Source organism: Streptomyces sp. SDr-06 (genome assembly GCF_003324565.1).
Taxonomy (GTDB): Bacteria; Actinomycetota; Actinomycetes; order Streptomycetales; family Streptomycetaceae; genus Streptomyces.
Window position 1 is genome coordinate 40,914 of record NZ_QOLA01000020.1, and the last position, 13,886, is coordinate 54,799.

Below are 13,886 nucleotides of genomic sequence, written 5' to 3' on the forward strand. Positions count from 1 at the left end.
CGTCCCCGCATCGGCAGCGCAAGACCCCGCATCAGCGCACGTCCCGGCAGTGGTACGAGCTTCGCCCGCGGCCCGACGCCGCCCGACGGTCCGCCCAGGCCGTCCGGGGCTCGCTGCTGCCGTAACCCCCCTCACAGCTCCACCGGTTTGATTCGGAGTGTTCATGACGCCCGTAGCGCCGAACCCTGAACTTGTCATCGGATTGAGCCCGTTAGGACTGCCCGACCCGCGTCCGGTCGCCGCGGTGTGCCGGGCCGGCGGACTCGGAGTGCTGGATCTCGGGGCGGGTGACCGTCGTGCCAGGGAAGCGCTCGCGCGGGTACGGCGCTGGACGCGGGGCCCGTTCGCCGTCCGTGTCGGGCCGTCCTGCGCGCTGACACCGGAGGAGGTCGCCGAGGGGTGCGACGGCGCCCTCCCTCCGGTGGTCGTGCTCGCGGCCGGCGCGGACTGGAAAGCGCGCCAACTCGGCGCTGGATGCCGGGTATTGGTGGAGGTGGGAGGCCGGGAGGAGGCGCGCCGGGCGGCGGCGGACGGTGCGTACGGGCTCGTGGCGCGCGGCAGCGAGTGTGGCGGGCGCAGCGGCGATCTGAGCACGTTCGTGCTCCTCCAGGCGCTGCTCGCCGACCCCGCATGCGACCTGCCGGTGTGGGCCTGCGGGGGCATCGGCCCGCGCACGGCGGCGGCCGCGGTGGTCGGCGGCGCGGCCGGGGTCGTCCTCGACACTCAGCTCGCCCTGCTCGAGGAGTCCGGGATCGGGGACGAGGCGGCGGCCGCGCTGCGCGCGATGGACGGGTCCGAGACACGGGTCGTCGACGGTGTCCGGGCGCTGCGCAATGCCCGCACCGGGCTGCAACTCCCCGTCGGCCAGGACGGGTTCCTCGCCGCGCGGTTCGCCGAGCGGTGGGGGACCGTGGCCGGTGCCGTGCGCGGAGTGCGCGAGGCCATTCTGGCTGCCGTCGGTGACGCGGCCGGTGTCGGGGTCCTGGCGGCGGGCTCTGCGATGGCGGAGGCTCTCGGCACCCGCCTGCCCCTCGTGCAGGGCCCGATGACCCGGGTCAGCGACCGGGCCGGGTTCGCCGCGGCCGTCGCGCGCGAGGGGGCACTGCCGATGCTGGCCCTCGCGCTGTCCGATGGCGAGCAGAGCCGCACCCTGCTCGAACGGACCCGTCGTGAACTGGGCGAACACCCCTGGGGCGTAGGCATCCTCGGTTTCGCGGACAGCAGGATCAGAGCAGAACAACTGGCGGCCGTACGAGCGGTCCGTCCCACGCACGCGATCATCGCCGGCGGCCGCCCCGCCCAGGCGGCCGACCTGGAGGCGTCCGGCATCAAGACGTTCCTGCATGTGCCGTCGGCCGCGCTGCTCACGCAGTTCATTGACATGGGCATGCGCAGATTTGTCTTCGAGGGTGCCGAATGCGGCGGACATGTCGGACCGCGCAACAGCTTTCCGCTCTGGGAGGCGCAGTTGGCGGTGGTCGAGGGGTACCTGGCGCGCGCGCCCGGTGCGCCGGGCGGCTTCGAGGTCCTGCTCGCGGGCGGCATCCACGACGAGCGCTCCGCGGCCATGGCCGCCGCGCTCGCCGCCCCGCTCGCCGCACGCGGCGTCGCGGTCGGCGCCCTGATGGGGACCGCCTATCTCTTCACGGCCGAGGCGGTCGGGTGCGGCGCGATCCAGCCGGTCTTCCAGCGCCAGGTGATCGCCGCCGGGGCCACCGCGCTCCTGGAGAGCGCCCCGGGCCACGCCACGCGCTGCGTCGCCAGCCCGTACACCGCCGACTACGCCGCCGCCCGCGCGCGTCTGCACGCCGACGGCATGTCCGACCGCCAGGCCTGGGAGGAGCTGGAACGCCTGAACCTCGGGCGGCTGCGGATCGCCAGCAAGGGCGTGGAGCGCGAGGGTGACGCGCTGCGGCCCGTGTCCGAGCAACGCCAGCTCGACGCAGGGATGTTCATGGCCGGAGAGGTGGCCGTGCTGCGCTCGGAGACCACGACCGTCGGCGCGCTGCACGACGCCGTGAGCCGCGGCGCCGAGGCCTTCGCCGAGCGGCGAGCGGTCGAGCTGGCCGGGACGCCGGGCGCCGCCGGGGACATCGCCGAAGAGCCTGCCCCGCAGCCGCTCGACATCGCCGTGGTGGGCATGGCCTGCATGTTCCCCCAGGCCCCCGATCTGGCGACGTACTGGGCGAACATCGTGGGCGGCGTCGACGCGGTCACCGAAGTCCCCGCCGACCGCTGGGACCCGGAGATCTACCACGACGCCACGGGCGAGCGCGCCGGAACTACCGCGTCGCGGTGGGGAGGCTTCCTGCCGCCGATCCCCTTCGACCCCTTCGCGTACGGCATCCCGCCCGCGTCGCTCGGCAGCATCGAGCCCGTACAGCTGCTCGCCCTCGAAGCGGCCCGGCGGGCGCTGGAGGACGCCGGGTACGGCGAGCGGCCCTTCGACCGTTCCCGTACGTCGGTGGTCTTCGGGGCCGAATCCGGCAGCGACCTGTCCGGCGCGACGACCTTGCGCACCGTCCTGCCCGCCTACCTGGGGGAGATACCGCCCGCCCTTGAGGAGCAGCTGCCCCAGCTCACCGAGGACTCCTTCCCCGGCATGCTCGCCAACGTCATCGCGGGCCGGATCGCCAACCGCCTCGACCTGGGCGGCGCGAACTACACCGTCGACGCGGCCTGCGCCTCCTCGCTCGCCGCACTGGACGTCGCCTGCAAGGAACTCGCCTCCGGCACCAGCGAGATGGTGCTCTGCGGCGGCGCCGACCTGCACAACGGCATCAACGACTACCTCCTCTTCTCCTCTGTGCGCGCCCTCTCCTCGAACGGGCGCTCCCGTACGTTCGACGCCTCCGCCGACGGCACGGTGCTCGGCGAAGGGGTGGCCTGCGTGGCGCTGAAGCGGCTGGCCGACGCCGAGCGGGACGGCGATCGCGTGTACGCCGTGGTCAAGGGGATCGGCAGCGCGAGCGACGGCCGCTCCCTCGGGCTCACCGCGCCCCGCCCCGAGGGCCAGCGCGCGGCGCTGGAGCGGGCCTACCGGGTGGCCGGGGTCTCGCCCGCCCGGGTCGGCCTGGTCGAGGCGCACGGCACCGGGACCGTGGTCGGCGACCGTACCGAACTGGCCACGCTGACAGCCGTGTTCACCGAGGCAGGGGCGGCCCCGGGCGGCTGCGTGCTCGGCTCCGTCAAGTCCCAGCTGGGTCACACCAAGTGCGCGGCGGGGCTGGCGGGCTTGATCAAGGCAGCCATGGCCCTGCACACCGGGATCGCCCCGCCCACCCTCCACATCCAGGAACCCAACGCAGCCTGGGACTCCGCCACCAGCCCCTTCGCCTTCCACGCCGAGGCCCGGCCCTGGGCGGCCCCGGCGGCCGAACGGATCGCGGGGGTCAGCGCGTTCGGCTTCGGCGGCACCAACTTCCACGCGGTGCTCACGGCCCACGGCGCCGCGGCGCCCCCGGCCCAGGGCTACGAGGCGTGGCCGGCCGAGCTGTTCCTGTTCCGGGGCGCGGACGGCGCCGCGGCCGGACGGGAGGCGCGGTGGCTGCTGGGCGAGCTGGACGACCCGGGCGCGCGCCTGCGGCTGCGGGACGCCGCGCTGGTGGCGGCCAGGCGCGCTGCGACCCGGCCGGGTCCGGTGCGCATCGCGGTCGTCGCCGAGAGCGTGGACGACCTGCGGGCGCTGTTGCGGAAGGCGGCTGACGGGGAGCGGGGGAGAGGGGTGTACGCCGCGGGCGGGGGCGCGTCAGGCAGGCTTCCCCTCACCGTGGAAGGGGGGCGGGGAAGGGACGGGAACGAATCCGGCGGGTCCGAAGCCGACGAGCCCAAGGTCGCCTTTCTCTTCCCCGGTCAGGGCAGCCAGCGCCCCGGCATGCTCGGCGAGCTCCTTGTCGCGTTCCCGGAGGCCGCGCACCTGGTGCGGAAGGGCGGCGCGTACGCATCCGCGCTCTATCCGCCCCAAGCGTTCGAGCCCGGTGCGGCCGAGCGCCGGCAGCGGGCACTCCAGGACACGCGCATGGCCCAACCATCCCTTGGAATAGTGGATTTGACCCTCTCTCAGGTGCTGGAGTGGGCAGGTGTACATCCCGACATGGCGGGCGGGCACTCCTACGGGGAGCTGGTGGCCCTGGCGGCGGCCGGAGCCCTGACCCCGCACGCGCTGCTCGACCTGAGCGCCCACCGGGCCGGGGCGATCCTGGATTCGCTCGGTGCCGACCCCGGGACGATGGCCGCGGTCACGGCCGCCGCCGACGACGTGGAGCGCGTCCTCACCGAGGCCGGGCTGGGCGACAGGGTCGTGGCCGCCAACCGCAACGGCCCCCGGCAGACCATCGTCTCCGGTCCCACCGCCCTGGTGGAAGAGGCGCTGGAGCAGCTCCGGGGCGCGGGCCACAGCGTGCGGCGCATCCCGGTCGCCTGCGCCTTCCACAGCCCGCTGGTGGCGGGCGCGGGCGAGCGGTTCGCCCCGGTCCTGGCCCGGCACCCGGTCAGGGCGCCGGAGTTCCCGGTCTGGGCCAACCGCACGGCCGCCGTCTACCCGGACCGGCCCGACGGTGTCCGGGCCGAACTGGCCGCGCAGATCGGGTCCCCGGTGCGTTTCGCCGAACAGGTCGAGGCGATGTATGCCGCCGGGGCGCGCATCTTCGTCGAAGCGGGCCCGGGGACGGTCCTGACCGGCCTCGTCGGCCAGATCCTGGGCGACCGCCCGCACCGGGCGGTCGCCTGCGAGCCGCGCCCCGGAGCCGGGCTGCGCGGCCTGCTGGAATGCCTGGCGCAGCTCGCGGTGGCGGGTGTGCCGGTACGCGCCGGACGGCTCCTCCAAGGCCGGGGCGCGATGACGGAGCGACCGGAGCCGCCCGGCTGGACCGTGGACGGCCACCTCGTTCGCACCCGCTCCGGCGAGCTGCTGCCCGGGGCCCTCAAACCGGCCCGACGGGTCAGTCTGGAGACGACCACAGTGACACCCGACAGCGGCTCCCGGCACGACGACGGCGAACTCATCGCGGACTTCCTGCGCACGACCCGCGAACTGGTCGCGGCCCAACGGGACGTCCTGCTCACCCACTTGGGAGCCGCGGGCGGAGCCGCCTCCCCGCCACAGGTGCCCGCTCTCCCACGGCCTGCGGAAACAGCCCCGGCGGCGGCCGTGGCCGAGGAGACTTCGCAGGCCCTGCCCGCGCGGCCGGTCGCCGTCGACATCGAACAGGCCGTGCTTGCCGTCATCAGCGAACGGACCGGCTACCCGGCCGACATGATCGAACCCGATCTGGACCTCGAAGCGGACCTGAGCATCGACTCCATCAAGCGCACCGAGATCGTCGGAGAGCTGGCCCGCCGTCTCGCGGGGACCCGGACCTTCGACGACGTGGAGATGGAGGAGCTGTCCCGGGCCCGTACGGTAGCCGCGATCACGGCATGGATCACGCGGCACGAGAGTCCGGCCGGGCCGGAAACGGCGACCGCCGTGCCCGAGTCGGCCGACCCGGCTCCGTCCGGGCCCGAGAGCGAGCCCATCCAGGGCGTGGCCCCGCGCCGCTGCCTTCTGGAGCCGATCCCCCTTGGCCTGCCGGTCGTCCCGCCGGACGCGGACCTGCACGGCAGGCGCTTCGCCCTGCTCGGCGGCGGCGCCACCGCCGACGAGCTCACGACCCGGCTGGTCGACAGGGGCGCGCAGGCCGTCACGTACGACACCGACCGGCGGCTCGAGGCGGCCGACGGCCCCTTCGACGGGGTCTTCCACCTGGGGGCCATGGCCGCTGAGGACTCCACCGACGGCGGCGCGGCGCTGCTCCCCGGAGCCTTCGAGGTCTTCCGCACCACCCTGCGCCTCGCACCCCGTTGGCTGATCTGCGGCAGGACCGTGCCCGGCGGCGGAGCGGACGCGGGGGCGGGACTGCACGGGCTGTTCCGGACCATCGAGCGGGAGTACGGTGCCATCGCCGCCCGCGTCGTCGACCTCGATCCGGCGGCCACCGCGGCCCGGCAGGCCGACTTCCTGCTGGCGGAGCTGTACGCCGAGGACCGTGTCCCCGTCGTCGTGCGCACCGAGGCGGGCCGGTACGGGTACACGCTCGTGGAGCGCGGCCTCGGCCGCCTGGCGCGCACCGGGGCGGGGCCCGCCGGGGACGGAGCGGCCGAAGCCGCCGCGCTCGGGCTCGACCCGGACTCCGTGGTCGTGCTCGCCGGAGGGGCACGCGGGATCACCGCGGACGTCGCCCTGGCACTCGCGGCGGCCTCCCGTTGCCGGATCGAGCTCCTCGGCCGCACTCCGCTGCCCGCCGGACCCGAGGACCCGGAGCTCGCGGGCGCCGCCGACGCGACCGCCCTGCGGGCACTGTTCTCCGCCCGGGGCGAGCCGACCCCCGCGGCGATCGAGCGCGAGGTCAAGAACGTCCTCGCGGGCCGTGAAGTCGCCCACACCCTCGAACGGTTGGAGCAGCTCGGCAGCCCCGCCGCGTACCGCGTCGCCGACATGTGCGACGCGGCGGCCGTGGCTCAGGCCGTCAAGGAGATCCAGGCGGAGCAGGGCCGCATCGATGTGGTGGTGTACGCGGCGGGCGTGATCGAGGACCGGCTCATGGAAGAGAAGGACCCCGAGTCGTTCCGGCGCGTGTACGCGACGAAGGTGGACGGCGCCCGCGCCCTGCTCGACGCCGCGGCCCAACTGCCCCACGGCCCCCGGTCGGCCGTGTTGTTCGGCAGCGTCTCGGCCGTACTCGGCAACCGGGGGCAGAGCGACTACGCCGCCGCCAACGACGCGCTCGCGCACGTCGGCGAGCAATGGGCGCGGCGCACCGGTCGCCGGGCGCTGACCGTGCACTGGGGGCCGTGGGCGCCGTCCGGAGCGCACGGCGGCATGGTCACCCCGCACCTCGCCCGCCAGTACGCCCGGCGCGGAGTGGCCCTCATCGACCGCGAGGAGGGCGCGCTGGCCCTGCTGCGGGAGCTGGCCTGGGGCGACGAGTCGGCCACGTCCGTCGTCTACACGGCATCGGACCAGTGACGTGGCCGAGCAGACACCGTCCCCGGCAGACCTGAGGGAGCGTCAGATTCCGGTCGCCATCGTCGGCATGGCCGTCCTGTTGCCCGGCGCCAAGGACCTGGAGGCCTACTGGCGCAACCTCGTCGACGGTGTGGACGCCGTCGGCGAGGTGCCCGAGGGGCGCTGGGACCCGGTCTACTACCAGCCCGGCGCCCGGGGCGGCGTCGACCGGATCTACTGCCGGCGCGGCGGCTTCGTCGACGGCCTCGCCGAGATCGACGCCACCCGCCACGGCGTCATGCCCCACTCGGTCGCGGGCACCGAACCCGACCAGCTCATCGCGCTCTCCGTCGCGGCCCGGGCGATCGCGGACGCGGGAGGCGAGGAACGGCTGCCCGAGCGCGGCCGGATCGGGGTGGTCCTGGGCCGGGGCGGATACCTCACTCCGGGCCTCGCCCGCCTCGACCAACGGGTGCGTACCGCCCACCAGTTGACGCGCACCCTGGGCGAACTCATGCCCCACCTCGGCCCGGACCAACTCGACCGGGTCCGGGCCGCGTTCACCGAAACGCTGGGGCCCGAGCACCCGGAGTCGGCCATTGGACTCGTCCCCAATCTCGCGGCGTCCCGCATCGCCAACCGGCTCGACCTGCGGGGCCCCGCGTACACCGTGGACGCGGCCTGCGCGTCCTCACTGATCGCCGTCGACCAGGCGGTGGGCGAACTGGCCGCGGGCCGCTGCGACATGATGCTCGCGGGCGGGGTGCACCACTGCCACGACATCACCCTGTGGAGCGTCTTCACCCAGCTGCGCGCCCTCTCGCCGAGTCAGCGCAGCCGCCCCTTCCACGCGGCGGCCGACGGCATCCTCATCGGAGAGGGCACGGGTGTCGTCGTCCTCAAGCGGCTCGCGGACGCCGAACGTGACGGCGACCGGGTGTACGCGGTGATCCGGGGCACCGGCGTCGCGGGCGACGGCCGCGCCGCCGGGCTGATGAACCCCGATCCGGGCGGCCAGACGCGTGCGGTCCGGCAGGCCTGGCGAGCAGCGGGCCTCGACCCGCGCGCCCCCGGCTCCCTCGGCCTCCTGGAGGCGCACGGCACCGGCACTCCCGCGGGCGACGCGGCCGAACTCGCCACATTGGCCGAGGTGTTCGGGGCGGCCACCGGCGCAGCAGACCCGGCCGTCATCGGCTCGGTGAAATCGATGATCGGCCACTGCATGCCCGCCGCGGGCGTCGCCGGGCTGGTGAAGGCCGCCCTCGCCGTGCACCACGCGACCCTGCTGCCGACCCTGCACTGCGACGAGCCGCACCCCGCGCTCGCCCGCACCCGGTTCCGCCCGGCGGCACTCGCCCGCCCCTGGGAGGGGCCGCTGCGCCGGGCCGCCGTCAACGCGTTCGGATTCGGCGGGATCAACGCGCACGTGGTCCTGGAGCAGGCCCCGGGCGCCGTGGCCGCTCCGCGCCGGGCGGCCGTGCGCGAACCGGAGCGGGTGCTGCGCCTGAGCGCCCGCACCGCCGAGGGCCTGGCGCGGCTCCTGGAGGCGGACGACACGGCGGTACGGGCACGGGGCGCCGCCACGTACCCGCAGGACCTTTCCCGCATCCCGGCTGCCCGCCTCGGCATCGTCGATCCGACCGCCAAGCGGCTGGGACTCGCACGCCGGGCGGTGGCCCAGGGTCGTCCGTGGCGCGGCCGCAGCGATGTGTGGTTCGCCCCGTATCCGCTCCTCGGGCCGGCCGGTGGGGGCAAGGTGGCGTTCGTCTTCCCCGGCCTGGAGGCCGAGTTCGCCCCTCGGGTGGACGAGGTGGCCGAACACTACGGGCTGCGGCTGCCGGGCCGTGCGTACACCGAGGCGACCGATGTCGCCCGGCACGGCCTCGGCGTGCTCCGCGTCGGCCGGGTCCTCGACGAGGCCCTGCGCGCGCTCGGCGTCCGGCCCGACGGGGTCGCCGGGCACAGCGTCGGAGAGTGGGCGGCGATGATCGCGGGCGGCATGTTCGCGGCCGACAGGGCGGACGACTTCTTCGCCTCCTTCGACCCCGACTCGCTGCGGGTGCCGGGGCTGGCGTTCGCGGCGATCGGCGCCCCGGCGGCCCGGGTGAGCGAGGTGCTGGCCGACTGGCCGGATCTCGTCCTCTCGCACGACAACTCGCCCAGCCAGTCGATGGTGTGCGGCCCGGAACAGCCCGTCGAGGAGTTCGCGGCGAAGCTCCGGGCCGAGCACGTGATCTGCCAACTGCTTCCGTTCCGCTCCGGCTTCCACACGCCGATGCTCGCCCCCTATCTGGGCCCCATGAAGCGGGGTGTGGACGCGGCGGAGATCCTTCCGCAGCGGGTGCCGGTCTGGTCCGGTACGACGGCGGCCCCGTTCCCCGCCGACCCCGACGAGGTGCGCGCCCTGTTCGTGCGCCATCTCCTGGAGCCGGTACGGTTCCGGCCGCTCGTCGACGCGCTGTACGCGGCGGGCTTCCGCGCCTTCGTCCAGGTGGGCACAGGACGTCTGACCTCGCTGCTCGACGACACCCTCAAGGACCGCGACCACCTCACACTCGCCGCCAACTCACCCCTACGCGGCGGACTCGCACAACTGTTGCGGGTGGAGACCGGGCTGTGGACCGAGGGGTTGGCGCTCACGCCCGCCCGGCCGGACCGGCCGCGCGCTTCCGCCGCCCCGATCCCCCTCGACCTGACGGCCGCGCTGATCCCTCTCGCTCCCCACCGCCTGGAGGAGTTACGTGAGGAGCTGCGCGTCGGCGCAGAGGCATCGCCCCAAAGCCTCAGCCCCACAGGCCTGTTGAGTGATGAGCTGACCCGGAGTCACCCCGCCGCAGCGGAGCTGGACGCGCTGATGCGGGAGACGGTGGACAGCGTCACGGCCGTATTGGAGGGGGTGCGGGCTCCGAAGGCGGCGGCGGTCCCTGCGGGGGCGGCGCCTGCCGAACCCGACCGTGCCGCCCCGCGCGCCGAGCACGGCGGCCGACTGCACGTCTCCACCGCCACCATGCCCTACCTCCTTGACCACTGCTTCTTCCCGCAGCGGCCCGGCTGGCCCGACCCCGCCGACCGGCATCCGGTGGTCCCCGCCACCACCGTCCTGCACCACCTGATGGCCGCCGCCGAGCGTGCGGTGCCCGGACAGCGCGCGGTCGCGGTGCACGGCCTGCGGCTGGAGAAGTGGGTCAACGCCATCCCGGAGGTGGAGGTGACCCTCACCGCCCGGCCGCAGGGCTTGGGCCGATGGACGGTCGCGTTCGGGCCGTACGCCCACGCGACCATTGAGCTCGCCCCCGCCTACCTGGCCCCGTCGCCCGCGCCGCCCCTCGACGCGGCCGACGAACGCGCGCCCGACATCGCGGCGACCCAGCTGTACGAGGACCGGTGGATGTTCCACGGTCCCGCCTTCCGGGGCGTCACCGCGCTGCGCGGGATCGGGCCCGGCCACGTCCGGGGCACCATCACCACGCCGTCCGCGCCGGGCGCGCTCCTCGACAACGTGGGCCAACTCCTCGGCTACTGGCTGATGTCGACCCACCCCACCCGGACCGTGATCTTCCCGGTCGCCATCGAGCGTGTCGTCTTCCACGGGCCGCCCCCGCCCCCCGGCACGCGACTCGACTGCCATGCCGTCATCACGTCGCTCACCGAGGACACCCTTCTCGCGGATGCCCGGCTCACCCAGCCCGACGGGACGGTGTGGGCGGAACTCTCGGGCTGGCGCGACCGGCGGTTCTCCGGGCTCGACGCGCGCAGGTCCGGCGGCTACCCGGAACACCGCGCTCTCGCCGAGGCGCAGCCCGGCGGCTGGTGCCTGTTGCGCGACGCGTGGCCCGACCTGGCCTCACGCGACCTGCTGATGCGCATGCAATTGGGCCGGGCCGAACGCGAGGCCTACGAGGCACACCCGCCGCGCGGACGGCGCCAGTGGCTGCTCGGCCGGATCGCCGCCAAGGACGCGGTCCGGCGATGGCTGTGGGAGCGCGGCGAGGGCGCGGTGTTCCCGGCCGAGATCGAGATCGTGAACGAGGAGTCGGGGCGGCCCCGGGCGGTGGGGCTGCACGGACGCACCCTCCCACCGCTGGACCTTTCCCTCGCCCACCGCGGGGACCTCGCGGTCGCCCTCGTCCGTCCACCGGGGCACAGCCCGTACGCGAACGGCGTCGGCATCGACATCGAAGAAGTCGCCGACCGCACCCCCCAGACCCACCGCGTCGCCCTCGGCCCCCGCGAACTCGCCCTCCTCGGCAGGCTCGTCGCCGCCGGAGCCGGGGATCGCGAGGCGCTGTGGTTCACCCGGTTCTGGGCGGCCAAGGAGGCGGCCGCCAAGGCGGAGGGCACCGGGTTCGGCGGGCGGCCGCACGCCTTCGAGGTCACCGCGGCGGCTCCCGATGCCCTCACCGTCACCGTCGACGGCCGCCGCCACCACGTTCGTTGCACCCTCGTCGACCCCACCCATGTCGTGGCCTGGACCACGTCCGCGACGATCCTCAAGGAGAGCACTCAGTGACCACCAGCGAACGGCCCTCCGGCCCCGCCCCTCTTCCGCCACCGGACGGGGAGAGGGTCCTGGCCGAGATCGCCGGGCTGATCGTGGAGGTGCTCGGGGACTACGCCCCCGACCCGGCCGACATCCGCCCCGAGACCCTGTTCGGCGACGACCTGGAACTGGAGAGCATCGACCTGGTCGTGCTGTCCGGCCACCTGCAGAAGCGGTACGGAGACCAGGTCAACTTCGCCGAGTTCGTGGCCTCTCTGGAGATCGACGAGGTCATCGGGCTGTCCGTCGGACGGCTCGTCGACCATGTGCTGCACCGGCTCGGCGCCGCCCCGCAACCGGGAGCGGCCCCATGGTCATGATCCGCGCGAACGGCATCGGACTGCACGTCCAGCGGCTGCGCCCGCCCCGTCAACGGCCCTGTGCGACCGCGGTGTTCGTCCACGGCGCCTTCATCGACAGCCTCGCCAGCTACTACTTCACTCTCGGCCCCCGGTTCGCGGAGGCCGGGTTCGACGCCGTCATGTACGACCTGCGCGGACACGGCCGCAGCGAACGCCCGCCCAGCGGGTACGCCCTGGAGCACTTCACCGCCGATCTCGACGCGCTGCTCGACGAACTGGGCATCACCCACCCCGTCCACCTCGTCGGCAACTCCTTCGGCGGCACGGTCGCCCTCGACTTCGTCGTGCACCGGCCCGAACGCGTCGCCACCGTCACCGTGGTCGAGTCGGGTCCCGCCAGCCGGGCCTGGTCGCACACTATGACGTCCGCCCTGCGTCACGCCGGCGGCATGGGGGACGACGAGGCGCTGGTGTGGTTCACCGAGCAGTACGGGACGCTCTCCTCGACCCGCACCGGAGACGCCCGCCACGACGCGCACATCCGCAGGCTCGGCCGGGCCGCCGCCCGGCTCGTACGCTCCACCACCATCGCCGAGGACATGCCCACCGGGCGGGTGCTCACCGACGAACAGCTCGGCGGAGTCCGCTGCCCGGTGCTCCTGGTCAACGGGCAGGAGGGCCTGGTGGCCGCGGAATCCGCCCGGCTGCGGTCACTGCTGCCGCACTGCTCGGTCGCCGTGGTGCCCGGGCAGAAGCACTCGGTCCTGGTCGAAGCCTCCGACGAGGTGGGGCGGCTCGCCCTGGACTGGATACGCGAGCACGCCGCGACCGCGCCTGAGCCCAGCGGTCCGAGGCCGGTCCGGTGAGCCGCTTCCTGTTCGTCGTGCCGCCGCTGACCGGCCACATCAACCCGGCGGCCGCCGTCGCCGCCGAACTGACCGCGCGCGGCCACGAGGTGGCCTGGGCGGGACGGCCCGGGATCATCGAGCGGCTGGTGGGGGAGCGGCCCCGGGTCTACGTGTGCGCCGGGCCCGACCACCTCGCGGGACGGCCGCCCCACCTGCGCGGCCTCGCGGCCCTGAAATTCCTGTGGGCCGACTTCCTCGGACCGCTCGCCGAGGCGATGGCGCCCGGCGTGGCGGCGGCGATCACCGCCTTCGGGCCGGACGTGGTGGTGGCCGACCAGCAGACCGTGGCGGGCGCCCTGGTGGCGGAGCGGCTCGGCGTGCCGTTCGCGACCTCCTCGACCACGTCGGCCGAACTCACCGAGAGCATGGCCGCCATGCCGGGGGTGCGCGGCTGGCTCATCGGACTGCTGCGGGAGCTGCGGGAGCGCATCGGCGATCCGGCCGCCACCCACGACCCGCGTTTCTCACCGGCGCTCACCCTCGCCTTCACCACCCCCGAGCTGACCGGCCCGTACACCGCACCGGAGACGGAGCTGCGCTTCGTCGGACCGGCACTGGCCGCCCGGCGTTCCGCCGCCGGGGACTTCCCCTGGCGGTGGCTGGACCTGGCGCCGGGGACGCCGTCGGTCCTGGTCACGCTGGGTACGGCCAACATCGACGCGGGCGGCCGCTTCCTCGCCGAGACCGTCGCGGCGGTCCGCTCGCGCGCCGGACGGCTGCGGGCGGTGGTGTGCGACCCCGGCGGACTGCTCGGGTCGCAGCCCCCGGGGCCCGATGTGCTGGTCAGGGCCGAGCTGCCGCAGGTCGCCGTCCTGGAGCGGATGACGGCGGTCGTCTGCCACGCGGGACACAACACCGTCACCGAGGCGCTGTGGCACGGCGTGCCCCTGGTGGTCGCCCCGATCAGGGACGACCAGCCGGTCGTGGCGGCCCAAGTGGTGGGCGCCGGGGCCGGGTTGAGGGTGAAGTTCGCGCGGGCCGGCCGCGAGCAGATCGGCGCGGCTCTGGACACGGTGGTGACCGAGCCGGGTTACCGGGACGCCGCCCGCCGCGTCCGGGACGCCTTCCGTGCCGCCGGCGGCGAGGCGGTCGCCGCCACACATCTGGAAAAGCTGGCCGCCGCCGCGCCCCTCCCCGGGCGCCCGCGATGA

At 74.7% G+C, this 13,886-nt stretch carries 5 protein-coding genes; all 5 read left to right on the top strand.

What is annotated here, in order from left to right:
* The first annotated feature begins 163 nt into the window (after nt 1–163).
* The 5 genes from DT019_RS30330 (at nt 164) to DT019_RS30350 (ending at nt 13,886) form a co-directional block, all read left to right on the top strand.
* The gene (locus DT019_RS30330) at nt 164–7,006 is read left to right on the top strand and encodes a type I polyketide synthase (RefSeq protein ID WP_114040251.1); all 6,843 of its coding nucleotides are present in this window, start codon (nt 164–166) and stop codon (nt 7,004–7,006) included.
* A gap of 67 nt (nt 7,007–7,073) precedes the next feature.
* Nucleotides 7,074–11,495 (top strand): beta-ketoacyl synthase N-terminal-like domain-containing protein, encoded by a 4,422-nt coding sequence (locus DT019_RS30335; protein WP_411292753.1) that lies wholly within the window; start codon nt 7,074–7,076, stop codon nt 11,493–11,495.
* Nucleotides 11,492–11,845: a phosphopantetheine-binding protein gene (locus DT019_RS30340; protein ID WP_114040160.1), complete on the top strand. Its 354-nt coding sequence runs from the start codon at nt 11,492–11,494 to the stop codon at nt 11,843–11,845. Before DT019_RS30335 ends, DT019_RS30340 begins: the two co-directional genes overlap by 4 nt.
* Nucleotides 11,836–12,693, top strand: coding sequence for an alpha/beta fold hydrolase (locus DT019_RS30345; RefSeq protein WP_114040161.1), 858 nt, complete (start codon nt 11,836–11,838; stop codon nt 12,691–12,693). The genes DT019_RS30340 and DT019_RS30345 overlap by 10 nt, the downstream gene beginning before the upstream one ends.
* Nucleotides 12,690–13,886, top strand: a complete 1,197-nt coding sequence (locus DT019_RS30350; protein WP_114040162.1) for a glycosyltransferase — start codon at nt 12,690–12,692, stop codon at nt 13,884–13,886. The genes DT019_RS30345 and DT019_RS30350 overlap by 4 nt, the downstream gene beginning before the upstream one ends.